This window comes from Pseudooceanicola aestuariicola (genome assembly GCF_045763785.1).
Lineage (GTDB): Bacteria > Pseudomonadota > Alphaproteobacteria > Rhodobacterales > Rhodobacteraceae > Pseudooceanicola.
In genome coordinates this window covers 105,863-132,693 of the sequence record NZ_JBJGSF010000004.1, presented here as the reverse complement: position 1 = coordinate 132,693, position 26,831 = coordinate 105,863, and the positions used below count along the sequence as shown (strand labels likewise).

General features: G+C 60.2%; 22 protein-coding genes. 17 read left to right on the top strand and 5 right to left on the bottom strand.

Annotation, left to right across the window (positions count from 1 at the left end):
* Positions 1-7: 7 nt before the first annotated feature.
* Genes ACI3GR_RS15505 through ACI3GR_RS15495 form a run of 3 tightly spaced genes read right to left on the bottom strand, consistent with a single transcriptional unit; the run spans position 8 to position 3,860 of the window.
* Positions 8-1,090 carry a CaiB/BaiF CoA transferase family protein gene (locus ACI3GR_RS15505; protein ID WP_407495797.1) on the bottom strand — a complete coding sequence of 361 codons (1,083 nt, stop codon included), beginning with the start codon at positions 1,088-1,090 and terminating at the stop codon, positions 8-10.
* A complete protein-coding gene (locus ACI3GR_RS15500; protein WP_407495794.1) occupies positions 1,090-2,310 on the bottom strand; it encodes an acyl-CoA dehydrogenase family protein in 1,221 nt (406 codons plus the stop codon). The genes ACI3GR_RS15505 and ACI3GR_RS15500 overlap by 1 nt, the downstream gene beginning before the upstream one ends.
* Complete coding sequence (locus ACI3GR_RS15495; RefSeq protein WP_407495791.1) at positions 2,310-3,860, bottom strand: AMP-binding protein; 1,551 nt, start codon at positions 3,858-3,860, stop codon at positions 2,310-2,312. Before ACI3GR_RS15495 ends, ACI3GR_RS15500 begins: the two co-directional genes overlap by 1 nt.
* A 114-nt stretch (positions 3,861-3,974) precedes the next feature.
* Between ACI3GR_RS15495 and ACI3GR_RS15490 the strand changes: the two genes are divergently transcribed.
* The 16 genes from ACI3GR_RS15490 (at position 3,975) to ACI3GR_RS15415 (ending at position 23,764) form a co-directional block, all read left to right on the top strand.
* Positions 3,975-4,922: a LysR family transcriptional regulator gene (locus tag ACI3GR_RS15490; protein WP_407495788.1), complete on the top strand. Its 948-nt coding sequence runs from the start codon at positions 3,975-3,977 to the stop codon at positions 4,920-4,922.
* 92 nt (positions 4,923-5,014) lie between these two features.
* Positions 5,015-5,968, top strand: a complete 954-nt coding sequence (locus ACI3GR_RS15485; protein ID WP_407495785.1) for a Bug family tripartite tricarboxylate transporter substrate binding protein — start codon at positions 5,015-5,017, stop codon at positions 5,966-5,968.
* A gap of 8 nt (positions 5,969-5,976) precedes the next feature.
* Entirely contained in the window at positions 5,977-6,426 is a 450-nt protein-coding gene (locus tag ACI3GR_RS15480; RefSeq protein ID WP_407495783.1) for a tripartite tricarboxylate transporter TctB family protein, read from the top strand.
* A gap of 26 nt (positions 6,427-6,452) precedes the next feature.
* A complete protein-coding gene (locus tag ACI3GR_RS15475; RefSeq protein WP_407495782.1) occupies positions 6,453-7,958 on the top strand; it encodes a tripartite tricarboxylate transporter permease in 1,506 nt (501 codons plus the stop codon).
* A 19-nt stretch (positions 7,959-7,977) separates the two neighbouring features.
* Positions 7,978-9,861, top strand: coding sequence for an alkyl/aryl-sulfatase (locus tag ACI3GR_RS15470; protein WP_407495781.1), 1,884 nt, complete (start codon positions 7,978-7,980; stop codon positions 9,859-9,861).
* Between the two features lie 745 nt (positions 9,862-10,606).
* Positions 10,607-12,406, top strand: a complete 1,800-nt coding sequence (locus tag ACI3GR_RS15465) for an FAD-dependent monooxygenase (protein ID WP_407495780.1) — start codon at positions 10,607-10,609, stop codon at positions 12,404-12,406.
* Positions 12,407-12,520: 114 nt separating this feature from the next.
* Positions 12,521-13,546, top strand: coding sequence for a TRAP transporter substrate-binding protein (locus ACI3GR_RS15460; RefSeq protein ID WP_407495778.1), 1,026 nt, complete (start codon positions 12,521-12,523; stop codon positions 13,544-13,546).
* A 148-nt stretch (positions 13,547-13,694) separates the two neighbouring features.
* The gene (locus ACI3GR_RS15455; protein ID WP_407495776.1) at positions 13,695-14,759 is read left to right on the top strand and encodes a Rieske 2Fe-2S domain-containing protein; all 1,065 of its coding nucleotides are present in this window, start codon (positions 13,695-13,697) and stop codon (positions 14,757-14,759) included.
* Between the two features lie 133 nt (positions 14,760-14,892).
* Positions 14,893-15,210: a 2Fe-2S iron-sulfur cluster-binding protein gene (locus ACI3GR_RS15450; RefSeq protein ID WP_407495774.1), complete on the top strand. Its 318-nt coding sequence runs from the start codon at positions 14,893-14,895 to the stop codon at positions 15,208-15,210.
* A gap of 82 nt (positions 15,211-15,292) precedes the next feature.
* Entirely contained in the window at positions 15,293-16,069 is a 777-nt protein-coding gene (locus ACI3GR_RS15445; protein WP_407495773.1) for a GntR family transcriptional regulator, read from the top strand.
* A gap of 378 nt (positions 16,070-16,447) precedes the next feature.
* Positions 16,448-17,281, top strand: coding sequence for an IclR family transcriptional regulator (locus ACI3GR_RS15440; protein WP_407495772.1), 834 nt, complete (start codon positions 16,448-16,450; stop codon positions 17,279-17,281).
* Positions 17,281-19,359: a hydantoinase/oxoprolinase family protein gene (locus ACI3GR_RS15435; RefSeq protein ID WP_407495770.1), complete on the top strand. Its 2,079-nt coding sequence runs from the start codon at positions 17,281-17,283 to the stop codon at positions 19,357-19,359. Before ACI3GR_RS15440 ends, ACI3GR_RS15435 begins: the two co-directional genes overlap by 1 nt.
* On the top strand, positions 19,359-21,095 hold the full coding sequence (locus ACI3GR_RS15430) for a hydantoinase B/oxoprolinase family protein (RefSeq protein WP_407495769.1): 1,737 nt from the start codon (positions 19,359-19,361) through the stop codon (positions 21,093-21,095). Before ACI3GR_RS15435 ends, ACI3GR_RS15430 begins: the two co-directional genes overlap by 1 nt.
* A 34-nt stretch (positions 21,096-21,129) precedes the next feature.
* Entirely contained in the window at positions 21,130-22,146 is a 1,017-nt protein-coding gene (locus ACI3GR_RS15425) for an ABC transporter substrate-binding protein (protein ID WP_407495767.1), read from the top strand.
* A 29-nt stretch (positions 22,147-22,175) separates the two neighbouring features.
* A complete protein-coding gene (locus ACI3GR_RS15420; protein WP_407495765.1) occupies positions 22,176-22,955 on the top strand; it encodes an ABC transporter ATP-binding protein in 780 nt (259 codons plus the stop codon).
* Positions 22,955-23,764, top strand: coding sequence for an ABC transporter permease (locus ACI3GR_RS15415; protein WP_407495763.1), 810 nt, complete (start codon positions 22,955-22,957; stop codon positions 23,762-23,764). The genes ACI3GR_RS15420 and ACI3GR_RS15415 overlap by 1 nt, the downstream gene beginning before the upstream one ends.
* Positions 23,765-23,847: 83 nt before the next feature.
* On the opposite strand, the gene ACI3GR_RS15410 is transcribed toward ACI3GR_RS15415, so the two are convergent.
* The gene (locus tag ACI3GR_RS15410) at positions 23,848-25,032 is read right to left on the bottom strand and encodes an NAD(P)/FAD-dependent oxidoreductase (RefSeq protein WP_407495762.1); all 1,185 of its coding nucleotides are present in this window, start codon (positions 25,030-25,032) and stop codon (positions 23,848-23,850) included.
* A gap of 2 nt (positions 25,033-25,034) precedes the next feature.
* Here ACI3GR_RS15410 and ACI3GR_RS15405 point away from each other — a divergent pair, with 2 nt between their 5' ends.
* Complete coding sequence (locus ACI3GR_RS15405) at positions 25,035-25,418, top strand: winged helix-turn-helix transcriptional regulator (protein ID WP_407495760.1); 384 nt, start codon at positions 25,035-25,037, stop codon at positions 25,416-25,418.
* A gap of 205 nt (positions 25,419-25,623) precedes the next feature.
* Here ACI3GR_RS15405 and ACI3GR_RS15400 read toward each other — a convergent pair whose 3' ends face one another.
* Entirely contained in the window at positions 25,624-26,829 is a 1,206-nt protein-coding gene (locus ACI3GR_RS15400) for an acyl-CoA dehydrogenase family protein (RefSeq protein WP_407495758.1), read from the bottom strand.
* Positions 26,830-26,831 lie beyond the last annotated feature (2 nt).

Genomic DNA, 26,831 nt, shown 5'->3' with positions numbered 1-26,831 from the left:
ACCCCGGCTAGGTGTCCGTCCCCGCAACGTCGTGATCCCGTACGCCGTTGAACACGGCCGGAAAGCTTGGATAGGAAAACGCTTCCTCGCCCTGCCCCCATTGGGCAACGGCGCCACGACGTTTCAGATGATCGTCTTGCAGCGCCTCGCCCCCTTCCCAGACCGGAACCACGGGCACGCGGCCTGAGCCGAAGATCAGGATCCAGTCCTCTCGGTCGCGGCCGGCGAACAGCTCGGTCAGCAGGGCCGCGACGTCGACCTTGTTGCCGTCGCGCCCGCGCCGCGTTGCAAACCGTTCGGATCGCAGCGGATGATCTTCCTCTGTGGCAAGACGCAGGAATTCGGCCCAGAAGTGATCTTCTAGCGTGGCGATGGCCATATGTTTGCCGTCGCGGCAGGCATAGATCGCACTGTCCGCCATGACCTGTCGCTGCGCCACAGGCGCGGCATCGGGATCACCGCGCGACAGCGACATCGTCAGACAAGCGGCTGCCGTGGCATCAAAGATCGAGGTATCGACAATCTGTCCTTTGCCCGTCCGGTCGGCTTCGACAATCGCCGCAAAGGCCGCAAGGCTGGCGGCATTCACGGTCAGCGCATCGGCCAGCCGGATATTTGGCCGAACGATTTTCGGATCCAGTTCGGAGGGAAGCCCGAAATATCCCGCAACACCAAGGACCGACAGATCATGGGCAGGCTGATGCCGATAGGGCCCTGTCGCGCCAAAGCCGCTGATCGACACGATCACCAGCCGCGGCTGATGGGCGTGCAACCAGTCAGGCCCGATCCCAAGCCGGGTCAGAACGCCGGGCCGAAAGCTTTCGACCAGAACATCGGCCTCGGCCACCAGCTGCGCAAGCTCTGCTTTGCCCTCATCTGACTTCAGGTCAAGCGTGACGATCTGCTTGCCCCGGTTCAGCTGCCGGTAGGTTTCGGGAAACAGGCGCGCTGTCGGATCGCCCTTGGGGGGCTCGACCTTGATCACCTCGGCGCCGAAGGTCCGCAGGGTCGCCGCCGTCGCGGGGCCGGGATAAAGAAGCGACAGGTCAATCACCCGCTTCCCGGCCAGTGGTTTAGGAAATCCGGACATCAGCCAGCGCGGTCCAACAATGCCTTGGCAATCGTGTTCTTCTGGATCTCGGACGTGCCGGTGACGATCCGGAAGGTACGCAGATTGCGGAAGATGAACTCGATCGGCCCGCCCTTCAGCAATCCGACGCCGCCGTGCACCTGCATGGCCCGATCCGCGATCCGGAACCCGTTTTCGGCGCAGTAAAGCTTGCACATCGACGCCTCGGCCCGGATGTCGTGCCCTTCATCCAACCGCCGTGCCGCGTCGAACATCATTGATCGGCCCGCGTAAAGGTCGGTCGCCATATCGGCCAGCATATGCTGAATCGCCTGAAAAGTGCCGATCGGCCGCCCGAATTGCTGACGCCCCCCCGCACGTTCGACCGACAAATCCAGCGCCAGCCGCGCAAATCCCATCATGGTCGAACAATGCAGCAAACGGTTCACGGAAATACGCGCCATGCCCAGACGGAACCCGGTGCCTTCCTCTCCGATCAGGTTCGCCTCGGGGACCAGAACGTCCTCGAAGACCAGATCGGCATGCGTTCCCTTGCCGGACAGCACTTCGTAATCCGTGCGCTTCGACGCGCCCTCCGAATGCAGATCGACAAAGAAGGCCGAGATACCGCGCGGCCCCGCCTCGGGGTCGGTGACGGCCAGAACTATCGCGGCATCGGCAAAGCTGCCGCCCGAGATGAAGCGCTTGACGCCGTTCAGGCGATACCCGTCCGCCGTTTTCTCGGCCCGTGTCTTGATCGACGCGGCATCCGACCCGGCCCCGGCCTCTGTCAGGGCAAAACAGATCGCAATGTCAGCGGTCTGGATCGGCTGCAGGAAGGTCTCGACCTGATAGGGGCTTGCCTGTTTGAACAGATGCCCCACGCGCGGCGGACCTGACAGATCGCCCAGCACATGCGTCGCCAGCACCGATCCAGTCATCAACGCCGCTTCGCGCACGGCGCAGATATCCGCGACCGACAGGCCCTGACCGCCCAGATCCTTAGGCAGCAGGTAGGAATAGAACCCGCGTTCAGCGGACATTTTCCACACCTTGCGCAGGATCGCATGGTCGACCGGCGTGTCCCAGTTCAGACCGTGTTCACGTTCGAAATCGGCGATCTCTCCGGTCAGGAAGTCGATCAGAGGTTCGGCGGCCGCCAAGGCCGCGTCGCCACCCCGGAAATCACTTAGAGCGCGGCTGCGTGCAGCGTCGCGGGCGTTTGCGTCAGAGCCGGGCATCACACTTTCCTTTCCGCATCGGCCCAATAGACATCCCGCACCTTGCGGCGCACGATCTTGCCATTGGGGTTGCGCGGCAGGTCCGCGGTGAAATCGAAACTGCGCGGACGTTTGAAGCCCGGCAGGTTGTCCCGACAGAAGGTGTCCAGCACCTCGGGCGACAATTCGGCACCGTCCTTGGTCACGACGACGGCCTTGACCGCCTCGCCCCATTCCTTGTCAGGCACGCCGACCACGGCCACTTCGAACACGGCGGGATGGCTGTAGAGCACTTTCTCGACCTCGGAGGGATAGACGTTGAACCCGCCCGAAATGATCATGTCCTTCTTGCGGTCGACGATGAACATATAGCCTTCGTCATCCTGCGTCGCGACATCGCCGGTATGATAGGCGCCGTCAATCAACACCTCCTCGGACAATTCCGGTGCGCCCCAATAGCCCTGCATCACGTCCGGACCACGCACGACGATCTCGCCCGCCTCGCCCAGATCGCATTCGGTGCCATCTTCGCGCAGAATACGGACGTCATTGTCGAAATAGCTGCGACCACAGCTGGCCAACCGGCTGCGATCCCCGGCCAGCGCCTCTACGTGATCCTGCGCGGTCAGCACGGTGATGGTCGACGTCGTTTCGCCTGCACCATAGCCCTGCGACAGGATCGGCCCAAAGGCATCCATCGCCTCTTCGACGACCGAAGGCGCCATGGGCGCCGCGCCATAGACGACGCCGGTCAGGCTGGACAGATCGTGCTTGGGCACTTCGCCCGACGCAAGGATCCGCGACACCATCGTCGGCACCAGAAAGACCCGGTTGATCCGCTCTTTCTCGATCGTGGCCAGAAACTCTGGAATGTCGAAGCGGTCAAACAAAACGTTGCTACCGCCCATGTAGAGCGTCGGCAGGATCGACATGCCCGAGGCATGGGTGATCGGGCCCACGTGGCCCATCGACACGCCAATGCCGCCGTCTTTCGAGGGCTTGACCAGTTGCTTGCGCAGTAGCGCCGCCCGGTTGCCATAGCTCTGCATGGCTGCCTTCAGAACGCCGGATGACCCCGACGTATAGTGAAGAACGGCCAGGTCGCTGTCCTGCGTCTCAAGACTGTCGAACCCGGAATTTCCCAGTTCGATCAGGTCGGAATAAAGGATATCCCCCGCATCGCCCGAAATCGCGACGATCTTCTTCAGGCGTGGCATCTGATCGCGGCGCTCGGCCAGATCGGCGGCATGTTTCGGTCCCGCGATGACCACCTCGGCGTGGCTGTCGTTGATGACATGCACCGATTCTTCCGGCGACAACCGCGCGTTCACCGGCACCTTCACGAACGCCCCTTTGTAACAGGCGATCTCTGTCGCGAGGATTTCCACGCAGTTCGGGGCCTGCATCGCCACATGGGTGCCGCGCGGGAACCCTGCTGCCATCAGCCCGCTGGCCAGTTGGCTGGTTTCCGCGTCAAGCTGCATGAAAGTCAAACGCCGGGTCTTATCCACGGCAGCGAAGGCATTAGGCCAATAACGTGCAGACCGCTGCACGACACGTCCAAGATTCATCGGTCTCCTCCCGAGTATTTCGGGGACAAGCTACCCTTTGACTTGGCTATTCCTGAAAAACAGTTTGCGTCTGGCCTCTATACGGTTTTGATATCGCAAGAGGGAGGAGCCACCATGAACTCAAGGCAGCTTCAGTATTTCGATGCGGTTCTGCGCGAAGGCGGCTTCTCGGCTGCGTCCCGGCGACTGAACGTCGCCCAGCCCGCGCTGTCGGGCCATATCGCATCGCTCGAGGCCGAATTGGGCGTGAAACTGTTCGAACGAACGAACAAGGGGGTCACGCCCACCTCGGCTGGTATACGGCTTGGCCAGCATGCCGAGTCAATTCTTAGGCAACTAGAGGCGGCCACAGCAGATGTCAGCGGCGGCGATGACACCCCTAGCGGAGAGGTCATGGTCGCCCTGCCCCTGACCGCCGCCTATCTTCTGTCCGCGCCTCTGTACGAACGCGTTGCGCGCGAATTGCCGCGTGTGAACCTGCGAATCGTTGAAGGGCTGAGCTTTGAGAGTGGTGATATCATGTCCTCGGGCCGCGGCGATCTTGGCCTCGTGCCGAATGCTGCCGATCTGCCAAATCTCGAATCCGTCACGCTATTTCAGGAAAACCTCTATCTTGTCGGGAAATGGGATGGGGTCTCGCCCCGCATCGGTGAGGTGCCTCTCAGCAAAATGCCCGACTATCCGCTGATCCAGACCCACAAACGCGTCGTCCTGCGCCGCGCGGTCGAGGAACTCGCCGCATCGCAAGGGGTGCGCCTGAACACGCGCTTCGAAATCACCGGCCTGCACGTGCTGTATTCGCTGCTAGAGGCCGGTCTTGGCTATGCCATCATGAATTGGGCCCTTCTGGGCAGTCGTTGGAACATGGAGGCACTGGCCGCGTGGAAGATCGTAGAGCCAGAGGCGAAACGCACGATATCGCTGACATGGCCCAGTAACCGCCCTATGACGACCGCGGTCCGTGCCGTCCGTCAGATTCTGGTCGAAGTCCTGCGCGAAGTGGTCAACGATGGCCGGTGGCCCGCCAGCGACGTTGCGCTGCATGACGATAGCTGGCTATAGCGTGATCGTATAGCTGGCATTGCGAAGCTGTATTTTGGTATTGCAGCAACTCCGCCCTACCCTGATCCGGACTTGCAAGGAGGAGGCAAGAAATGACCCAATCGAAATTCACAGGCGCATTGCGCCATGTCGCAACCGCGCTGACCCTTGGTCTGCTGGCTACGCCGGCTTTGGCCGAGTTTCCTGAAAAACCAGTGACCATTCTGGTCGGCTTCGGCGCAGGCGGCGGAACTGACACGTTGGCCCGTCTGATCGGCAAAGAAGCCGAAGCGGCGCTTGGCCAGCCCGTTGTCATCGAAAACGTGCCCGGCGGTGGCGGCGTTGTCGCGGCAACCAAGCTGATGAACGCGGAACCCGATGGCTACACCATCGGTATGGCGGTGACGTCGACGTTTTCCTACGCCCCGCTGGCCTCGGACAGTGTCAAATACGATGCAGACACCTTCGATTACCTGACCTCGGCTGCAAAGCTTCAGAACGCCGTCGTGACGGGCAAGGATTCACCCTTCAACACGTGGGAAGACGTGGTTGCTGCAGGTAAGGGCGGACAGAAGGTCTCGTTCGGGTCGTCTTCTCCTGCGGTGAATTTGATGATGGGCTATGTCGCCGCGCAGGACGGCTACGAGATGAAGATCGTTCCGACCAAAGGCGGCGCGGAAATCATGAAGGACGTGATGGGTGGCCACATTGACATGGGCTGGAGCGCCGGTATCCACCAGCGGTTCGGCGATGATGTGAAAGTACTTGTCGCGGCTGGCAATGATCGTCTGGCCAGCTCGCCTGACGTGCCGACCTTCAAGGAATCGGGTTACGATATCGGCGACGACACCTACTTCCTGTTCTTCGCACCCAAAGGCATCCCCGAAGACGTCTTCCAGAAACTTTACGACGCTTTCTCGGGCGGGGCGAAAAACGCTGACGTTGTCTCTATGGTCGAAGGCAAGATGGGCTTCCCATCCACGGTTCTGACCCCGGAAGAACTGCGTGAAAACGTTGCGAACTCCACGGCGAACTACGAAAAGCTGATCGCCGCAGCTGGTAACTGAGACCTCAGATGACCCTGCGCATCTTCGAAGCACTTGTGGGGGCCGGCGTAACGCTGCTGGCCCTTGCGGTCTGGCTCTGGGGCATTCCGGCTTGGGTCGAACCCAATGACTTTGTTACCGTTGCGCCTGATCTGATGCCGCGCGTCGCGGTCGGGGCGATCGGAGCGCTCGGCGCCATGATGTGCCTGCACCGGCTTTTTCTGGAACCTGACCGCACAAGCCCGGCGCCGATCAACCCCAAGGTAACTTTGCTGACCGTGGTCGTGCTGGCCCTGTTCGCCGTCACGGTCACCCTGATGCTGACGGTCGGTTACCTTGTCGGCGGCGTCTTCATCACCGGCGCGCTGACCATCTTCATGGGGCAACGGACGTGGTGGGCGATCTTACTCATCGCCGTGTGCCCGCCGCTCCTTCTCTGGAGCTTTTTCGAAATCCTGCTGGGCATCCCGCTGCCCTGATCGGGCCCGCCAATACAGGTGCAGCCATGCTAGACATCGTCATAACTGCCTTCTCGGACGCGTTCACCGCCCAGACCCTAATTCTGATCGTCTCGGGCGTTTTCATCGGCCAGTTCTTTGGGGCGATCCCCGGATTGTCGGCCCTGACCGCCATCGCCATTGCTGTGCCGCTCACCTATTATTTCACACCCGTGGGCGCGCTGGCCTTCCTTGTGTCGATCAACAAGGGCGGCACTGTCGGCGGCTCGGTCTCGGCCATCTTGATGAACACCCCCGGCACGCCCGAAGCAGCCGCGACCGCCTTTGACGGCCACCCGCTGGCCAAACAGGGCAAGGGTCTGAAGGCCCTGAAAATGGCGCTGTTTTCATCGGTGACCGGCGACACGCTGTCAGATTTCGTCCTCTTCGCCGTCTCTGCGCCGCTGGCCCTGATCGCCATCAAGATGGGCCCGACCGAAATGCTGTCGGTCATTGTCTTCGCCCTGACGATCATCGCCAGTCTTGTGGGCCGGTCGATGTTCAAGGGCCTGATCGCGGCCTTCCTCGGCCTGCTTCTGGCCACCGTCGGGCTAGACCCCGAAGGTGGCACCAGTCGGTTCATCTTCGGCATGCCCGACCTGATGGATGGCCTGCCCATTTCGGCCGTCGGCATTGGTGTACTGGCCATGGCCGAGGTGCTGCGCCAGCTGGTTATGCTGCGTGGCGCGGCGGGCGACAGTCACCTGCCCCTCAGCTCTGAACGGCCCGAGGACAAGCGCCTGAGCTGGGCCGAATATCGCGGCACCCTTCGCACCATCCTGCGCTCGGCCGCGATCGGCACCGGGATCGGCGCTTTGCCCGGCATCGGGTCCAGCGCAGCGGCCTTCATCGGCTACAACGCAGCCATCCGCGCCTCCAAGGACCCCAAGTCCTTCGGCAAGGGCAATATCGAAGGCGTCGCCGCGACCGAGGCCGCCAATTCGTCCGTCGTCGGCGCGAATTTCATCCCGCTGCTCTCGCTTGGCATTCCCGGCAACGTGGCGGCCGCACTAATCCTCGGCGCCTTCATCGTGCACGGCATCCAGCCGGGGCCGCATCTGATGACCGAACAGGGGCGGCTGGTCTATGCCATGTTCGCCGCCATGGTGATTGCCAACGGCACGAACCTGATTTTGGGCTATTTCGGCCTGAGGGTCTTTGCCCTTGCCGCCCGCGCCCCCGCCATGGTCGTCTTTCCCACTATCGGCCTTGTGTGCCTGACCGGCGCCTTCCTGACCTCGGGCACCTTTGGCCTGCCGCTGGTCGTGGGCTTTGCGGTAATCGGCTACCTGATGCGGGCGCTGGAGTTCTCCTTCGTCACCTTCATCATCGGCTTCGTCCTTGGCCCAAGCTTCGAGCTGGCGTTCCGGCAAACCGTCATCTTGGCGGATGGCGAGATCGGCTATCTGATCGATCGTCCGATCGCCTTGGTCATCTTCGGACTGGCCGCCTTCACGTTGGCCCGGACGATCTGGCGCCACGTAGCCTATGCGCGAAAGCCAGAAAACACCTGACGGACCAAGGACCAGCACAATGACCGAGTCGATTACCACAAAGCTGCATGAGAAAACGCGCGAGGAAAACGCAGGCGTTGCAAAGCGTCTCCCGCTTGGCGATCAGGCGGATTTCGAAGCGGCCCGCCGCGGTTTCATAGCTGCACTGCCAGAGGGCGGGATCAAGACCGGGACAGGCTCCAAGTCATGGGACATCGCCGACTGGGCCTTCCTGCAAGAGGACTGTCCCACCACGGTCAACCCGTCCCTTTGGCGCCATGCGCAGCTGAACGCAATTTCAGGGCTTTTCGAAGTGACTGATGGCGTCTGGCAGGTCAGGGCCGCCGATTATGCCAACATGACAATTATCCGGGGTGACACGGGCTGGATCGTCATCGACCCTTTGTCGGTGGCGGAAACCTCCGCCGCTGCGCTAAAGCTGGTGTGCGATCACTTGGGCGACCGTCCCGTAAGCGCCATTTTGGTCACGCATTCCCATGCAGACCATTACGGCGGTCTGCAAGGCGTCATCGCCGACACCTCTGACACGCCGCCGATTTACGTTCCTGAGGGTTTCGAGGAGGCCGTCGCATCCGAAGGCGTCCTCGGGGGTGTGCCGATGCTGCGTCGGTCGATCTACCAATTTGGCGGCCTTCTCCCGTTGGGCCCTGAAGGGATGGTCGACGGCGGCATCGGCAAAACTCTTGCGCGCGGTCGTGCGACCTTTGCCACGCCGACGCAGCACATCGCGCAGACCGGCGAAGCGCGTGTGATCGACGGTGTGCGCTTCACGTTTCTAATGGCAAGCGGAACAGAAGCCCCGGCCGAGTTCGCCTTCTATTTGCCCGATCATCGCGTGCTCTGTATGGCCGAAGTCTGTAACCGCACTTTCCACAACCTTCTGCCCCCTCGAGGCGCCGAGGTGCGGGACGGAAGGCTTTGGGCGCGGACCATCGACAAGGCGATCGAGATGTTCGCCGACGACGCGGAAATCGTGATCAACGTCCATAACTGGCCGACCTTCGGCAACGTAGAACTAACGCGCTACCTCATCGAACAGCGAGACATCTACAAATACACCCACGACCAAGCCCTGCGACTGGCCAACCTCGGACATACCCCGAACGAAATCGCGGCCCTGCTTTCAGAGCCTGACTGGTTATCGGACACGTTCCATGCGCGGGGGTATTACGGCACTCTGACCTTTAACGCCCGAGCGGTCTATCAGCGGTATTTCGGATTTTTCGACGGCGTGCCAGTGAACCTCGATCCTTTGCCGCCGGAAGAACTGGGTGCAAACATGACCGACGCACTCGGTGGGGCCGCAGCCGTATGCACACTGGCGGAGAAGGCGATCGCTGATGACAAGCTGCAATGGGCTGCCACGCTGTTGAACCACTTGGTCTTCTCTGGTCAGGACGATGGCACGGGAACGGCGTTGCTGGCGGAAGTCTATCGTCATCAGGGCTACCGCTGCGAAAGCGGGATCATGCGCAACGTTTATCTTATGGGTGCGCATGAGCTGGAAAATGGCGTAAATCCTCGCCTGGCGAAGCGACATCGGAATACCGACCTAAGCTCCATGCTGCAACCTGAAGACTGGTTCGACAGCATAGCCGCACGCCTCAATCCGGAACGCGCCAAGGGAGAGGACTTTTGCATCAATATCCAGATGGGATCAGTCGAAGCCGTGGTCTTCGTGGGTCGTCAAGCAGAATTCGCGCGGATCGGCGCGCAGTCGGACGCGGCGGTTGCGACAGTCACGGCGACGCAATCCGTGCTTGACCGTCTATTGGGCGGGGACCTTGATCTGGATGCAGCTTCAGACGAGGACGTATCGGTCAAAGGTGACGCCGCCGCCTTTCGCCATTGGCTTAGCCTGCACGACCAGAGCGACCCGGGGTTCGCGATCGTAACGCCATAGCGACTGAACAAACAGTTTTGCCTTGGGAGCAACAGAATCCTAAGGGTGAAGTAACTTTTTCAATAGATCGCTCTCGAGTCCCATACTCCGAGCTGGAACGATCGGTCCAACTGGCGTTCCAAGCAGTAAGGTCCTGTCGACTGGTAATTCCCCCATTTTCGCCTGGGGGGATTACGGCAGCAGTATCTAACTTTTCCACAGCTCGGGCCTGCGACGTCATCACCACCCTATTTCTAAACTGAACTGGAAGTTCAATTTTGGAAAGTCGTCTTAGGACGTTCTATCTGCGCAATCGGGTAACCATCGCTTCGAAAAGACATCATTCGCGATGAGCGGCGCGGGGGCCGGCTGTCTCTTGGATAGGCTCTTGGGGTCATCCAGATCTAGGCCGACCGACTGGGTTCAGATGACCGTCAAACCTTGGTCTTGCCCATACCGCCAGAGTTGCCGTTATCGGTCCAGCTGTGCCGACCTGCGCCGTTTAGCATGCCAAATGGCGATCAACCCCAAAACTTCCGCGATGATTCGGGCCATTTTGGCGTTTTTGGCATTCCAAATATGAGCTTTTCCGGCTCTTTCGCGGCACGGAAGGTGAAAAAGTTTTCTGCCTCATCGACAGTGTTGCGCGTTGAAAATTTGATCTAAATATTTGTTTTCTTGAGATAAAATATTTGATCTTCGAAATAATTCAGTCAGGCGCCATCAGTCAAAATCAGATTGCTGCGATGCGGCATGTGTAAAATGATTGACGGTCTTTGGAGATTTAAACAGGCTTTCCGTAATTTCCGACGCGTGCCCTGGGGAGGAGCTGACGTTGAATTTGACTGAGACTAGGGTTGCCATAATCGGCGCCGGACCAACGGGGTTGAGTGCCGCATTATTCCTAGGAAGTCAGGGCATCCCCTGTACCTTGTTCGAACGGGCTCCGACCACCAACCCGCATCCAAGAGCCACAGTTCTGAACGGTCGCTCCATGGAGATGTTTCGTCAGTTCGGTGTCACGTCCAAGATCGAAGAGGCGTCGATCCCGCTGAACCGTCATGCCGGTGTTGGCTTTTGCGTCACCCTCGCCGGGGAACGGATCGGGACTCTGGCCACCCGCGGCTATGACCCGGCAAGGGATGAATGGGAACGTACCGTCAGCCCCTCGATCAAGCGGTCCTGCGCGCAGGATGTGATCGAACCGATCGTGCTGGACCATGCGCGGCAGTATCCTTCCGTGGATTTCCGCTTTGGCGTTGAGGTGACCGAGGTCACGCAGGATGCGGATCAGGTTACTTTGAACTGGACGGATTCCGACGGGAACACCGGCGCCACAAAGGCCGAATACGTGATCGCCGCCGATGGCGGCCGCAGTGCAGTGCGCGAGTCTTTGGGCATCACCATGTCGGGTCAGTCCATGGGGCGGCAGATCGGCATCTACTTCAAAGCGGACCTTTGGGAATACATTGAAGACGAACCATTTCTTCTGTGGTGGATCTATAATGCCCGGACAATCGGCGTCATCATCGCGCTCGATGGCCGTCACAAATGGACCTATAATTTTGCCTATTCGGAAAACGAAAAGCCCGAGGATTTCACGTCGGAGCGCTGCCTGAAAATCCTCCGCGATGCTATCGGAAACGACGACATCGAACTGGAGATCCAAAGTATCCTGCCGTGGCGGATGCAGGCGCGTGTCGCGTCAACGATGCGCAAAGACCGCATCTTCCTTGCCGGTGACGCCGTGCATCCATTGCCGCCGACCGGCGGGATTGGGATGAACACGGGCATCGGCGATGCGCAGAATCTGGCGTGGAAACTAAGCTATGTGCTGAAGGGCCAAGCGGATCCATCGATACTGGATAGCTACGAAGAAGAACGCCTGCCGGTCTGCACCTTCAATGTCGAACAAAGCCGGCACAATGCCGAAAAGATGGCTAAAAACGGCCTGGCGGGCATGTTGAAGAACGATGAAGCCGCGGCGCAGTTGTTGGAAACGCCCGAAGGTGCCGACATTCGGGCGCGTATGGCGGCGGCGATCCCGTCACAGCGCGAACATTTCGAAAATCTCGGCCAGACATTCGCCTACGCCTATGCATCAGATCTGATCACGCCAGATGGCACCCCTGCCCCCGAGACCACCGTGATGGATTATGATCCGGTCGCGCGCCCCGGTCATCGGGCCCCTGCGGTCTGGTTTGCGCGAGGTTCAGATCGCGTGAACTCCGTCGATCTATTCCGTTATGACCGCTTCGTGCTTCTTGCAGGATCGGACGGCGGACCCTGGGTCGAGGCGTTCCAAGACATCACTGCGGCCAACGGTATCCCCGGCGATGCCTATCTGGTCGGACCTGACGGGGCGCTGCAAGACACCGGGGACTGGTTATCGCTGTACGGGCTGACGCCGCGCGGTGCGGTTCTTGTTCGTCCGGACGGGCACGTCGTCTGGCGGCAGTCTGACGGGGCAGATGATCCGACAGAAATTCTGGAAAAAGCTCTTGGCCGTTCTCTCGGCCTGCGCCTCGAGCCGCGTGCAATTCAGATGATCAGGAAAGAGGCCTGACTTCATTTAGGCCACAAGACCTGAAGCTGTAAGGGCTGAGCCGGCAACCGCGGGGAGGACGCGTGCCGCTTAGCCGAATTTGAACCGAGATTTGATCAGGGAGGAAAAATGATCATGAATTTTAAGTTGAAAACTGGTTTTGCGATTGCTGCTACGGCACTGTCGCTATTCGCAGGCGTACAAGGTGCATCGGCAGAAACCAAGATGCGGATGACGACCAGCCTGCCGGCCCCGTCGTTCCTGTATAAGGACGTGCTTCAGGTCTGGGCAGACCGCGTCAAAGAATCGTCCGGCGGCGAGCTTGAGATCGAGCTTTTCCCAGCGGGCACCTTGGGCCGTGATCCGGCCACGCATTATGACATGGTACGCGATGGCGTCGCCCAAATCGGCTATATCGTTCCGGGCTACACGCCGGGTACGTTCCCGGCCGCAACCGTTGTTGAACTGCCGGGTCTTGTCCCCAGTGCAACGGCCGGTGGGCTGGCCGGAGCGAAGTTGGTCGAGGATGGGCTGATCGGAGCCAATACGGCCGACAACGTCAAAATTCTTGGCTTCTTCACGGGTGCCCCGACCTGGCTGCACACGACCGATAAGAAAGTCGAAACGCTCGACGACGTCAAAGGTCTCAAGCTGCGGGGCGCTGGCCCTGCCCTTCTGTCATCGATCGACGCCATCGGTGGTACGCCCATCGGCGGGATTACCGTCACCAATCTGGCGGAATCGCTGTCCCGTGGCCTGGTCGACGGTACCGTCAACGAATGGGTCGCCGCGACCATCTTCGGCGTGTCCAAGTCGACGACTTATCATCTGGACGTCAACATGGGGACGTCTCCGCTGATGGTGATCATGAATAAGTCTGCCTATGAAGGCCTGTCTCCCGAATTGAAGAAAGCGATCGACGACAATTCCGGCGCGGCGTTCTCGAAGCTATGGGGTGACGAGTTCGACAAGTACATCGACATCTTCCTGAGCAAGGCCAAAGAGGACACCAACCGGACCTTCACAAAGCCCTCTGCCGAAGAACAGGCGAAATGGGATGCGGCTCTGCAGCCGGTTATCGACAACTGGATTGCCGAGACACCCAACGGGCAGGCGATTTATGACGCCTATCTCGCCGCACTGGCAGACGCTCAGAAGTAATGCCTGAAGTATTCGGCGCCCGGCGCCGAATGCATCTTTCCGTGTGATCGTGGCGCGCTGCGCGCGACACGCCTGACATTCAAACCACGATCGCCGACTTTGCCACACTGGTCTGGCTGTGGCTGTCCGAACTTAAAGGAGAACTCAAATGCCCTTTGCAATGAACGCCTGGTATGTCGCCGCCCATGCCGATGAAATTACCGAAGCCTTCCTAGGTCGTCAGATCGTCGGCGAACGCGTTCTGATGACCCGCGATTCCTCGGGAAGTGTGCGTGCAATAAATGACCGGTGCCCGCACCGGTTCGCCCCGCTGCATCAGGGCGATCGTGAAGAAGATGCAGTGGTTTGCCCCTATCACGGGCTGAAATTCGGCATCAAGGACGGCATCTGTTCACATAACCCGCATGGCGACGGCCGGATCCCCGGCGCGGCGCGGGTGAAGGTCTATCCGACAGAAGAACGCGATCGCGTGATCTGGCTCTGGCCTGGCGACCCCGAGAAGGCGGATCCCAGCCTGATCCCTGATCTTGAGCTGTTCTACTATGACGATTTCGAGGCGGTGCACGGCCACATCCAGATGGGCGTCGATTACAGGCTGGTGCTGGACAACCTGTTGGACCTTAGCCACGCGCAATACATCCACGCAGGCACCTTGGCACCGGCCAAGACCAAACGTCTGGTCACCAATGAAGAAGGTGATGATTGGATCAAGGTCAGCGCCGAAATGCCGGACAGCTTGACGACTAAGGGACAGGGCCTGTTCTTCGAACACGAGCGTGGCGATTTCCGGTCGGCCATCCAATGGATTTTCCCCGGCGTATTGCGGCATTATGTGTCGAGCTCTGTCACCGGAACGGATCCTGCACTTGGGTGCCGCAGCCAGAACGCGCATCTGATCACGCCCGAGAACGAGACTTCGACCCATTACTTCTGGATCCACACCCGTGGTGAGACGGCGAAACCCTTCGACGCTGAGATCAATGAACTCACGCGGAAGGTCATCAACCACGCCTTCGTCAACGAAGACGAACCGATGATCGCGGAATGCCAGAAATACATGGACGGGCAAGAATTCTTCTCGCTCAAGCCGCTTTATCTCTCCAGCGACTATGCCGGCACGCGGTGCCGTCGCCTGATGGAGCGTAAAATCGCGGAAGAGCAGGCGGCGGCGAAACCGCGGCCCGCCCAACCCGAGGCGCAGCCAGCGGAATAACCCGCGACAAGACAGGTGACCGGGCCAGTCGTCCGGTCACCTCCTCCAAACACCGATACTCATTTCCTTCGGCGGTCATTGCCTGCCGAGGCACCAACATTCTTGCGACACGACAAAGAACGGACTCTGACCCATGACCCAAATTCGACTGACCACACGTGACGGAAAATCACAGACCTTCGAGGCAAAGGACGATCAGTCACTGATGGAAAACATTCAGGTCATCGCGCCGGGGGAAGTGCTGGCATTGTGCGGCGGCGGCATGTCCTGTGCCACGTGCCACGTCTTTATAGACGATGGCGATCTGTCCCGGGTCGGTGAGATGTCTGAAGAAGAAGACATGCTTCTGGACGACGCATCTTCGCGCAAATCGAATTCCCGCCTGTCGTGCCAGATTAATGTGACTCCTGCTTTGGATGGATTGCGGGTAGAGATAGCACCGGGAAATTGATCGCTTGGGCGGCCGAGAAAATTTGCCGTGCCGCCCGGCCAACCAAAACGCGGCCCGCCGCACGTCGAAAAAGGGGAAGCACATGATCGCTGACGACGCAGAACAGGTTGCAAAGGGCCAGTCCCCTTCAACGCATGTCGAACTGGTCGCTCAGCATTTACGTGAGATGATCGTCACCGGTGAATTGCCACCCAATTCGCGCATCCGGGAACGCGAACTGGCGGAAACGCTGGACGTGTCGCGTACCCCGGTCCGGGTCGCGCTTAGCATTCTGGAAGCAGACGGCTTGGTGATTGGCCACCCCAACCGTGGCTTCACCGTTGCCGAGTTCACCATCGACGACGTGCTGTCCGCCTATGACGTGCGTGGCGCGCTGGAAAGTCATGCGGTCCGGGTCGCGATCGAAGAAGGGCAGTTTTCCCGGACATCCATCAAGGCTCTCGCGGATTGTCTGGCGGCCTGCGAAGACACATTTGCCAGCGGTGTCGCGGTGACGGACATGCTGCCCAAATTCACCGCAGCCAATGAGACCTTCCACACCACCATCGTCAATGCAGCCGGGCGTCCGGCGCTGAACAAGGTAACCGCATACCTGTCGCGCATGCCGCTGGTGTCCCCGACCAACTACCTGTTTTCGATCAAACGCGAAGAAGACGGTTTGTTCGGTATGCGTCTTGCCCATGCGGAACATTTGCCAATTTTTGATGCGATCAAACGCGGTCAGGCCTCACGGGCCGAGTCACTGATGCGCGAACATATTTACGCAACACAGCAACGCCTCTCGGTCGTGCTGCAGTCCGATTTGCAATCCCGAGACCGGGCGCGATCCACATTGCCGATCGCGCGAACTAAGACCTGATCGTCCGGGCACTGGGATTGCGCAACCCGATGGCGGTGGCCTTTGCGAAAGGGCGGCGCTTCACTTTCTGAACGCCGCTGTCCCACGCGCGTGGCGCGCTCTGCGCGGGAAGCATTTGTCATCCTACACGCGCGTTCTGAACGTCGCTTGGCCCGGCGCAGCCTATTGGACAGCCGCGCCCTATTTTGCTCAGAAAACGCGACCGGGTCCGGTCGCTGTTCGTTTATCCATTTATAAACAGATGCTTACGATTTTGAGCAGCCCCGTTTCGCGAGGCGCGGGGTCTATGGGTCCCATCCCGGCAACCCTCTTGACTCAAATCGATTCGACAAATATTCAAACAGTGTTCGATTTCGAACAAAGTTTTGGAAGAGGCATATGGCAGTCCTTGAACGCGCAATTCTGGTCATCGAGATCCTGGCTGACGAACCGAATGGCCTACCCTTCGGCATCCTGTGCAAGCGACTTGGCTTGCCGAAAGGGTCCGTGCATCCGCTAGTGAACACCATGATCGCAGCAGGCTATCTTGAGCGTTCGCCAGTCGACGAGCGTCTGCGGATCACAATGCGTCTGCCATCGCTTGGCTTTCGCTATCTTCAGTCCACAGGGCTGGTCGATGTCTGCCAGCCTATCCTGCAGCGCTATGCCGACGAGGTTGGAGAGTTGGTGCAGCTTGGGGTCGTGACAGGTGAAAAGATCGTCTTCGCAGCTTGGGCGCAGGGCAAGAAGGAAGGTCTTCAATACACGCCTGCCCGTGGTCGCAACGTGCCGCTGCACGGTACCGCGACCGGGATGGCTTGGTTGGCTTCGCTTGATGAACACGAGGCGATCCGCATCCTCGGCAAAACCGGCTTTGGCACGCCAGACGCGACCTTTACCCCGAACACGGCCAGCACTTATCCCGAGATCCTCGAAAAACTCCGGCTCACCCGGGAGCGCGGATACGGCCTGAGCCTAGAAGAAAGCTCGCTTGGCCTGAATGCCTGCGCGGTTCCGTTCTCTGCCCCGTCTGATCCGGAAGGAAAGGTCGTGGGCGCCATTGGCATGGCCGGTCCGAACTTCCGTCTGACCGAGGAATATATCGCTGAAATGATGCCCCTTCTAAATGACGCCGCGACCGAAATGTCGAACGCCTGGCCAATGCGCGAATACCTGATGGCAAACGGAGAGGCCGATCTTCATGGCCAGCGCCCGGTCGGAGGATTGTCGTAATGTCGATCATCCTTGCAGCCGATACTGGCGGCACCTTCACCGATCTGGTCGGCCATGATCAGGACACGGGCCGCGTCGTCTATGCGAAAAGTCTGACGACCTATGACAACCTGATCCAAGGCATCATCAATTGCGCCGAAGACGCAGAAATCCCCTTTTCGCGCACCGATCTGGTCAAGCATGGCACGACACTTGTCATCAACGCGCTGCTGCAGCGTGACGGGGCGCGCATCGCCTCGGTCAGTTCAACCGGGTTCCGCGATGTGATCGAGATCGGGCGCGGCAACCGGCCCTCGCCCTTCAAGCTCGATTATCGGCGTCACGAACCGCTTGTACCGCGGCATCTGCGGTTCGAGGTTTCGGGCCGGATCGACGGACGCGGTCAGGAAATCGCGCCGATTGACACGGCAGAGGTCGAGGCGCTGGCAGATCACCTTCTGACGCTGGACGTCGATGCGATCGCCGTGTCGCTGGTCAATTCCTACCTGAACCCGGACCACGAAGCGCAGGTGACCGAGATCCTGCGGTCCAGAATGCCCGAGGTGTTTGTCACCATGGGGGCCGAACTGTCGCGCGAATGGTATGAATACGAACGCACCTCAACCGCGGTCGCCAATGCCTTCGTCGGACCCAAACTGGCACGGTACGTCCGCAGCTGCCGTGACGATCTGGCGGCGCTTGGGTTCAAGCGCTCTTTCTACCTGATGGGATCGAACGGCGGCGTCCTTTCGTTGGACCGGGCGCGGCGCGAACCAGTGACACTGGTTGAATCCGGACCGGTCGGCGGCTGCATCGGGGCCAGCGTCTATGCCTCGGCCCTCGATATCCCGAACCTGATCGCCTTCGACATGGGCGGAACCACCGCCAAGGCCGCCGTGATCGAGAAGGGAGAACTGGAAACTCGCTCTCCCTACTACATCGGTGGCTACGAGGACGGCTTCCCGATCCGCAGCGGCGTCATCGACATTGTGGAGGTCGGTGCCGGTGGTGGCTCCATCGCTTGGCTCGACCCGCAAAACCGGCTCAAGGTCGGCCCGCTGAGTGCGGGATCCACCCCCGGACCCGCCGCCTTTGGCAAGGGCGGGACCAAGCCGACCGTGCTAGATGCGAACCTCGTTCTGGGCCGGGTCGGCCACGACACTTTCCTCAACGGCAAGCTGCAGCTTGATAAAGAGGCCGCGCGCCGGGCCATCGTGAACGACATCTCCGACCCGCTCGGCTTTGCCGGGGCGAATGCCGTCACGGACGCGGCCAAGGGGATCATCGGCTTCGCGGTCGCGGAAATGACCAGCGTGATCAAGCAGGTCACCGTGGAACGCGGGCTTGATCCGCGCGATTTCTCGCTTTTCGTCTACGGCGGCAGCGGTCCGTTGCACGGCTCGCTCCTTGCGCGCGAACTGCGCATTCCCGTGGTGATCGTCCCGCCGGAACCCGGCAACTACTCGGCCATCGGCATGCTTCTGGCAGACGCGCGTCGCGACGTGAGCCAGACGACTGTGCGCGCATTTGACACCGACGCGCTGAAGGACGCCGCCGGGCAATACGCCGCGATGGAAGAAGAAGCACGCAGTGAACTGGTAGAAGAGGTCGGCGATGCCGAACTCAGGGTCAGCCGCCAGCTTGAACTGCGCTTCAAGGGGCAAAGCCACTCGCTCCGCATCCCCGTGGATGCGGACGACATCGAACCGCTCGGCGTGCTGGAAGAGCGCTTCTACGACGCCTATCGCCGCCGTTATGGCCGGGTCGATGAAACCGCAGCGATCCAGTTGGTCGGCATCCACTGCAGCGTCCATGGCCGCACCCCTGCCCCACCGATCGCATCGCTCAAGGGCGACCTGCCCGACGACGCGACACCCGAGGCGGGCCGCCGCATGGTCCATATGGGCGACCAGACGCACCCGGTCGAAGCGCATGTATACAAGCGCGGTGACCTGCCCGTGGGCTTCGCCGCCAAAGGCCCCGCCATCGTCGAGGAGTACGGCTCCACCACATTGATTGGACCGGGCGATAGTTTCGAAATCGGCGCGCTTGGCGAAATCCGCATCGATTGTTCGCAGACCCTGATGGGAGACGCCTGATGTCGCTTGCCCTGAAATCCGAAACTCTCGACGCGGCAGCCGTCGATCCGATCACGGCCGAGATTATCAGCCATGGGCTGCAGTCGATTACCGACGAAATCTCGACCAATATCACCCGCACGGCGCACAGCCCGCTGGTCTACGAATACAAGGACTTCGCTTGCGGGTTGGTCGATCCTGATGGCCGCCTGATCGCGCAGGGCAGCGGGTCGATCCCGATCTTCGTGACAGACGCGCTTGGCACGGCGGTGCGTGACGGTCTGGCAATCTACGGGCGCGAGAACATTCATCGCGGCGACGTCATCATGTCGAACCATGCCGGCACGCTTGGGCAGCACCTGAACAACGTGTCGCTCTATACACCGGTCTATTCCGACGAGGCCGGGCAGGATTTGGCCGGGTTCATGGTGGTGCTTGTCCACTGGATCGACTTGGGCGGCAAGATGGTGGGCTCTTGCACCGCCAACGACAGCACCGAGATCTATCAGGAAGGTATCCAGTACCGCAGCATCAAGCTGTGGAACAAGGGTGAGAAGAACGAGGAAATCTATCGCATCATCCAATACAACACGCGCTTTCCCGGCGCGGTACTGGGCGATCTGGAGGCACAGCTGACTGGCTGCCTGCTGGGTCGGGACAAGTTCGAGCAGATGTTGAAGCGCTATGGCCGCCCGGCCGTTCAGGGCGCCATCGAAACCGCATGGGACAAGACCGATCAGGCCGCCCGTTCCGCTGTCCGAGCGATCCCCGACGGGGTCTATTCCGCCAGCGCGCATCTGGATGACGACGGGCTTAACCGGGGCAAAAAGATCCCGGTCGACGTGGTGGTCCGGGTGGCGGGCGAAGACGTCACGGTCGATCTGTCGGGCGTCGCGGATCAGGTCGAAGGGCCGCTCAACTCGGGCCGTCTGGGCGGTGCGATCACCGCGGCCCGGATCGCCTATAAATACATGACCACCCCGCGCGAGCCAGCCAATGATGGCAATTTCCGCGCCCTCACGGTCGAGATCCCGGATGGCAAGTTTCTAAGCGCCAGCGCGAACGCCGCCATGGGCAAGTACAGCGCGCCCCTGCCTACGGTCATCGACGCCATCATTCAGGCCTTTGCCAAGGCCAATCCGGATCAGGCCGCGGCCGGGCATCACAGCAGTTTTTCGTCACACCTTTTCTTTGCTGAAGGGCGGGGTGATGATGAAGGCTATCAGCACCTCGACACCGGTCTTGGCGGTTGGGGCGCGACCAGCCACAGCGACGGCGGCGGCCCCTACAAGACGATGGCGCACGGTGACACGCTGAATGTCCCCGCCGAGGTGCAGGAGGCATTGTTCCCGCACCGCATTGAACAGATGAGCCTGCGTCCCGACTCCGGCGGCGCCGGGACGTTTCGCGGTGGGCTGGGGACGGAAAAGGTCGTGCGCGTGCTGGAACGCACCAAGCTGAACATCAGCATCGAACGCACCACCTGCCCGCCTTGGGGCGCGAACGGCGGCAAGCCCGCCGAACCGGGCTATGCGGTCATCGAACGCGAGGGGCAGGAGCCGCAGAAGATGACCAAGGGTCTGGTGGTGCTTGAGCCCGGCGACTGCATGCGGCTTTTCACGGCTGGCGGCGGCGGGTGTGGTGATCCGTCCCAACGCTCACCCGACCGGATCAGGGCGGACCTGACCGCCGGTTACATCACGCCCGAAGCGGCAGAACGCGATTACGGATTCGTCGACACAGCGACGAAGCAATAGCTGGCCCGCAATACGGGCGGCAAAGGGAGGAAAGATGAAACACCAAATCAGAAAGACGACACTAGCCCTGCTGGCGACGACTGCGGTTTTCGCGAGCACCCTGACTTCGCAAGCTGAAGACCTGCCTAAGGTGAAATACCAGCTGCACTTCGCGCCCTCCGCGCTCGAACTGCCGATCTTCTACGCCTACGAGAAAGGGTACTTCACCGAAGAAGGCATCGATCTTGAAATCATTCCCGGCAAATCCTCGCAGGATGCGGTTAACGCGCTGATCTCCGGCTCGGCTTTCATCGCTTCGTCCCAGGGATCAAGCGTGATGCAGGGCGCCTCAAAGGGTCAAGAGGTTGTCATGGTCGGCAGCCGCTATGGCGAAAACCCCTCGGGCCTGTTTGCCGACAAGTCGATCACTGAGGTGGCGGGCCTGACCGACAAGCAGATCGCCGTGCCATTCTCGACGCTTGAAAAGATCGTGCGCTATGTGATCGGCAAATCCGGCGCGGACCCCGACAGCAACGAATACATCCTCGTGCCGCAATTGTCGGCCATGGTGAATACTTTCGCCGAAGGCAAGGTGGATTCAGTCATCACCACCGTCCCGTTCGGCAAGGGTATCATCAAGGACCGCCGCGAATTTAACCTGTTCCTGCTGTCGGAAAACGGCGTGACCGATCCGGGCTATGTCTTCGCGACGACCCAGACCGCGCTGGACGAACATCCCGAACAGGTCCGCGCTTTCCTCAAGGCGGCTTATCGCGGCTATGCCGACGTGGCGAACAACATGGACGAAGCTGCGAAAATCACTTCCGAATGGATGCAGGGCGCGGACCTTGATTTCGTCAAGAACTACTATGCCGCCTATGACGTCTTTGCCTGCACGGACGAGCAGAAAGGCAAATCGCGCGGCTTCCTGCCGGTGGAGAACCTGCAAACGGCGCTCGACCTCTTTGTCGAAACCGGGATCATCGAAAACGCCGTTTCGGCCGACCAGATGTCCACCAACCGGTTCTTCGAGGGATCCGATGCCATCGAAATCACCGCGAAGTGCGAGTGAACCCCAGGGCGACAGCCAGGAGACATACGTTGGCCACGATAACCCTTGATAACGTATCCAAACACTTCCCCGGCAAGTCCGGGGGGGTGCAGGCGCTGGACACGATTAACCTTTCGGTCGCGAAGGGCGAATTTGTCAGCCTTCTTGGTCCGTCCGGCTGCGGCAAGAGCACCCTGCTCTCCATCGTCGCGGGATTGGAGGCGCCCACGACCGGCGCCGTCACCGTCGAGGGCGCGGCGCTAACCGGCCCCAACACCCGCTCCGGCGTCGTGTTTCAAAGCGACCTGCTGCTTGAATGGCGCAGCGCGCTGGACAACGTCCTGCTTCAAATCGAGATGCGGGGCGAAAGCACGACACCTCATATCGACCATGCCCGCGAACTGCTTGACAGGGTCGGGCTGGGCAAGTTCCACGACAGCCTGCCGTCGCAGCTATCCGGCGGCATGCGCCAGCGTGTGGCGATCTGCCGGGCGCTTGTGCACAAACCCTCCATCTTGCTGATGGACGAACCTTTCGGCGCGCTTGATGCAATCACGCGTGAACAGATGACGCTCGATCTTAGCCGGTTGGCGGCTGACGAACAGATCACGGTGATCTTCGTGACTCATTCGATCGAAGAAGCTGTGTTCCTCGGTGATCGGGTGATCGTCATGTCGCCGCGTCCGGGCCGGATCGCGGCCGACATCGCCGTACCTATCCCGCAGCCGCGCAAGGAATGGCCGCGCGGTGAATCCCATTTCGATCCCTACGTGCGCAAGGCCCGCGCCGTTCTGGAAGACGAAGGCGCATTCCGCCTGGAAGGGGCATGATGACCACGACCGAAACAACGACCACTGCGGCGGCACCCGCGCGTCCGATGCGCAATCTGACGGAACACCTGGACAAGCTCTGGGGGCTTGTCGGGTTCATCATCATCCTGACGGTCTGGCATGTGTCGGTCATCGTGTTCGATATCTCGAACCTGCTCCTCCCCTCCCCTGGTGCGGTCTTCGCCGAAATGATCGAACGCGCACCCCAGCTTGGGAAGAACGCGCTAATCACGCTGCGTGAAATCCTCACCGGCTATGCGCTTGCGGTCATCGTCGGCACGTCGCTTGGCATCGCGCTGGCGTTTTCGCGGATCCTGTCGCGCATCGTCTATCCGGTGCTGGTGATCGGCAACTCCGTTCCCAAGGTGGCCCTTGCGCCGCTGCTGCTGGTCTGGATCGGGTTCGGGTCAACCACCAGTTCGTTTCTTGCCATGCTGGTTGCGGTCTTTCCGATGGTCATCAACACGGTGCTTGGCCTGACCTCGATCGATCAGAACCTGATCAAGCTGGGCCGGGTCATGGGCGGCAATGCCTTCCGGATTTTCTGGAAGGTCCGGCTTCCGACCGCGCTGCCCAGCATTTTCGCCGGGCTCAAGCTGTCGATCACACTCGCCACCATTGGCGCGGTCGTGGGGGAACTGATCGCCGGACAGGGCGGCCTTGGCTACATGTCGCAGTTCATGGCGGGCCAGTTGGAGATGGAGGCGACCTTTGCCGCGATCGTGGTTCTATCGGCCATGGGGGTCACCCTATTCTACCTGATCGTCTGGTTAGAATACCTCGTGATCCCGTGGCGCCGCGGCGCCTGAGTTTGCCCGGCTGACCGGCCCTGCGCCGGTCAGTCGGAAACTTGTTCCAGATCCGGCATGTCACCGCCGGATCGGCCAATCCATCAGTACCCCATTTCCTTGCGGGTCTTTTCGATGAACAAGTCCTTCCCCTTGATCTTCTGCGTCAACCAAGGCCCGACCACCCAACCAGATCGGCTGAACGGAAAGACGCTTGATCCGGAGGATTGTCCAAGCGGCACCAAGAGAAATGGTTTCTCGGCGGCTTTGTACGGGGCGATGGATTCAAGATCGGTTCCCTTAAGCATTGCGGTCAACGCCTTGACGAGCCAATTCATCTGTCGACGAACTGCAATGATCGTCATGGGGTCGCCACTCTCGGCTGCGTCACCAAAGGAAAACACTTTCATATAGCCTTCAGGCCGCATCCACCCATCGACCTTCAGACGGCCTGATGGGGCCGCGGTCCCATCCAAGGGCGGCAGAACCGGCACGGCGCCAAAAACCGGCACGACCAGATCGGCAGCTACGCTTTTCCCGTTGGCCATAAACGTGCCTGAGTAAGGCTTGTCCGTGTGCTCCAGATCGCTGGTCATGACGCCAAGTCGCAGATCGATGCCCATTTCCAAAATCTGTTTGTGCAGCGCCGAAGACAGCTTGTTTGAAACGCCCGGCACCACTGTATCGGATCCGGCGTAGAGCGTTACCTTTTTCATCGGATGTCGGCTGGCAATTTCGGCTGCCAGTTCTACCCCGACAGGCCCGGCCCCGATGATCGCAACTGTTTTTGCCGCCTGCAGCGCGGTATGCGTGGCCTGTTGCTGTGCCCTGAAGTCGGTCATTGACGGCGATGTCGGCTTGAAGGGCTGCGCGTAAGTCGATCCTGTCGCGGCGATAACGATATCCCCGTCAATGATGCGCCCGTCCTCCAGCGTCACCCGACCTTCTTCGATACGGCTGGCGCGCGCGCGAATAATCTCACCGTTTGTCAAAAGCCAGTCATAGGGAATTATGATCTGATCCAGCAGTTCGGGCGAGACCAGCGCCCGCATGGCGGCCACGTTATGAACGAAGGCCTCTCTTGGTTCGATCAGTGTGACCTTTGCGATCTTGTCCAAGGCATGCGCGATGTTGGACCCCGCATAACCGCCGCCGACGATGATAATGTGTTGCGTCACGAAGTGCCCCTTTTCTGAAACCATGTGTGCGTTGTCACATACCCAACATGGTGGTATGTATTGGTGCCTTGGTATAAATAGGGAACTGGAATACGGTGCAAGAAGGCACAAAAATGATACCGCCGTTTGATGTGCACGAGATCTTGCACAACTACCCCTGCGAAGACATCGCGGCCACGCTGTCACTGGTCGGCGATAAATGGTCGATGCTTATCGTCATGTATCTGTCCGCTGGTCCCTGCCGCTTTAATGAACTCAAACGAAAGATCGGTAGCATCACTCAACGGATGCTGACCCTCACCCTGCGCAAATTGGAACGTGAGGGGTTAGTCATCAGGACCATCTACCCAGAGGTGCCTCCGCGTGTGGAATATGCGCTGACCGATTTGGGACATTCCTTATTTAAACCTGTTCAAGAACTTGGCCTTTGGGCGCTGAGCCACCAGACAGATCTGAAGCGCGCCCGCGCGGAGTATGATCGCGCCAACCCGGAATAGTCTGCGACGGGTCAGATCAGTTGCACCATGCCGTGATCAATCCGATCAGGGGCAGGGCCGTGGATCATTATTGGCCTTGCGCATAACGACGGGGTCTGCGCCGCGTTGCGCGAAAGCTCCGCAAAATCTGGCCCCGTCTATTCCGACACGTACAGAAAGTTCAGGTGTCCCTCTTTAGATGCAAATCAGAGGGACACCCCAGAGGTCAGAGAAGTGGCGTAATCTGCTCTTCAATCCCCAGCAACGCCTTGCCATAGCTTTCATAGGCGATCTGTGGTCCGACCACCGCGTGACGCGCTGCGACGTTTGAATCCCTCCATATGCGTTGAAGCGGGGAAACCTGAGCAAAACTGCCTGCGCCATGAGCCGACAGGAGAATATCGATTGCCCGGGTGACCTTGTCCGCGACGAGCCCGACATCGGCCCGCATGCGGGTCCGTTCTTCCAGATTGGGATACCGCCCTTCCTTTGCCGCGGCGTCGATATCGGCAGCACAGCGATAGGCGTGCAGATGCGCCGTTTCGATCATCATGGCCGCTTCGGCGAGTTGCAGCTGGAACCCGGTGGAGGCTGCCTGGTTCGGGAAGAAGGTGTAGGAAATTGGCTTGTGTGCCGCCTTCGACTTCACGAAATCCACCGCCGCGCGGCCCAGACCAAGCTGCGGGCCCACCAGAACCAGCGCAAAGACCGGGGCCATCGCCCCACGGTACACCCATTCGGTGTCGGCTTCTTCCGACGCGATCTGTCCCTGCAACCCTGCCGAAACTGACATCACATTCTCGTCGGGAACAAAGACGTCGTCGGCGATCATGCAGATGCTGCCCGACGCGCTCATCCCTGCGACGAACCACGTATCCTCTTTGGTCAGTTGGTCGCTTGGCATCAGCGCGACGCCCTGATCGATCATATTGCCGTCTTCATCGGTGATCGGAACGCCCATCAGCGCCCAATCCGTGTGCCAGCCGCCTGAGTTGTAGAACCACTTGCCGGTGATCCGGTATCCGCCGTCGACCTTTTTGCTTTGCGCCGTAGGGCTAAGCACGCCCGATACGGTCGCGTTCGGGTTCGCGCCAAAGACCTTGTCCTGCGTGGCCACCGGCATGGTGGCGGTGAAGAAATTACAGATGTTGATCAGGGTCACGACCCACGCCGCACCACCGTCGGCTTCGCCCACGACGCTGCTGACATCCAGGAAGTCTTTCATGCCGCCTTCATAGCCGCCGTAGCGTTTGGGCACGCCCAGCTTGAAAGCCCCGGCCTCTTGCAGTGCCTGAAACACGGGCTCGGGCAAGCGCCGGTCCTGCTCGCCCTGAGCCGAATGATCGCGGATCATCGGCTGTAACGCGCGGATCCGTTCGATCAGCCCCCCGATGTCGTCATCGGCCGTAATGGGTTGGGTATGTGTATTCATCT

Coding starts and splice junctions, on each gene's coding strand:
- ACI3GR_RS15480 (WP_407495783.1), top strand. CDS start 5,977: ATGACCCTGCGCATCTTCGAAGCACTTGTGGGGGCCGGCGTAACGCTG.
- ACI3GR_RS15505 (WP_407495797.1), bottom strand. CDS start 1,090: ATGTCCGGATTTCCTAAACCACTGGCCGGGAAGCGGGTGATTGACCTG.
- ACI3GR_RS15430 (WP_407495769.1), top strand. CDS start 19,359: ATGTCGCTTGCCCTGAAATCCGAAACTCTCGACGCGGCAGCCGTCGAT.
- ACI3GR_RS15405 (WP_407495760.1), top strand. CDS start 25,035: ATGATACCGCCGTTTGATGTGCACGAGATCTTGCACAACTACCCCTGC.
- ACI3GR_RS15470 (WP_407495781.1), top strand. CDS start 7,978: ATGACCGAGTCGATTACCACAAAGCTGCATGAGAAAACGCGCGAGGAA.
- ACI3GR_RS15450 (WP_407495774.1), top strand. CDS start 14,893: ATGACCCAAATTCGACTGACCACACGTGACGGAAAATCACAGACCTTC.
- ACI3GR_RS15415 (WP_407495763.1), top strand. CDS start 22,955: ATGACCACGACCGAAACAACGACCACTGCGGCGGCACCCGCGCGTCCG.
- ACI3GR_RS15460 (WP_407495778.1), top strand. CDS start 12,521: ATGAATTTTAAGTTGAAAACTGGTTTTGCGATTGCTGCTACGGCACTG.
- ACI3GR_RS15435 (WP_407495770.1), top strand. CDS start 17,281: ATGTCGATCATCCTTGCAGCCGATACTGGCGGCACCTTCACCGATCTG.
- ACI3GR_RS15500 (WP_407495794.1), bottom strand. CDS start 2,310: ATGCCCGGCTCTGACGCAAACGCCCGCGACGCTGCACGCAGCCGCGCT.
- ACI3GR_RS15455 (WP_407495776.1), top strand. CDS start 13,695: ATGCCCTTTGCAATGAACGCCTGGTATGTCGCCGCCCATGCCGATGAA.
- ACI3GR_RS15475 (WP_407495782.1), top strand. CDS start 6,453: ATGCTAGACATCGTCATAACTGCCTTCTCGGACGCGTTCACCGCCCAG.
- ACI3GR_RS15490 (WP_407495788.1), top strand. CDS start 3,975: ATGAACTCAAGGCAGCTTCAGTATTTCGATGCGGTTCTGCGCGAAGGC.
- ACI3GR_RS15485 (WP_407495785.1), top strand. CDS start 5,015: ATGACCCAATCGAAATTCACAGGCGCATTGCGCCATGTCGCAACCGCG.
- ACI3GR_RS15440 (WP_407495772.1), top strand. CDS start 16,448: ATGGCAGTCCTTGAACGCGCAATTCTGGTCATCGAGATCCTGGCTGAC.
- ACI3GR_RS15445 (WP_407495773.1), top strand. CDS start 15,293: ATGATCGCTGACGACGCAGAACAGGTTGCAAAGGGCCAGTCCCCTTCA.
- ACI3GR_RS15495 (WP_407495791.1), bottom strand. CDS start 3,860: ATGAATCTTGGACGTGTCGTGCAGCGGTCTGCACGTTATTGGCCTAAT.
- ACI3GR_RS15400 (WP_407495758.1), bottom strand. CDS start 26,829: ATGAATACACATACCCAACCCATTACGGCCGATGACGACATCGGGGGG.
- ACI3GR_RS15425 (WP_407495767.1), top strand. CDS start 21,130: ATGAAACACCAAATCAGAAAGACGACACTAGCCCTGCTGGCGACGACT.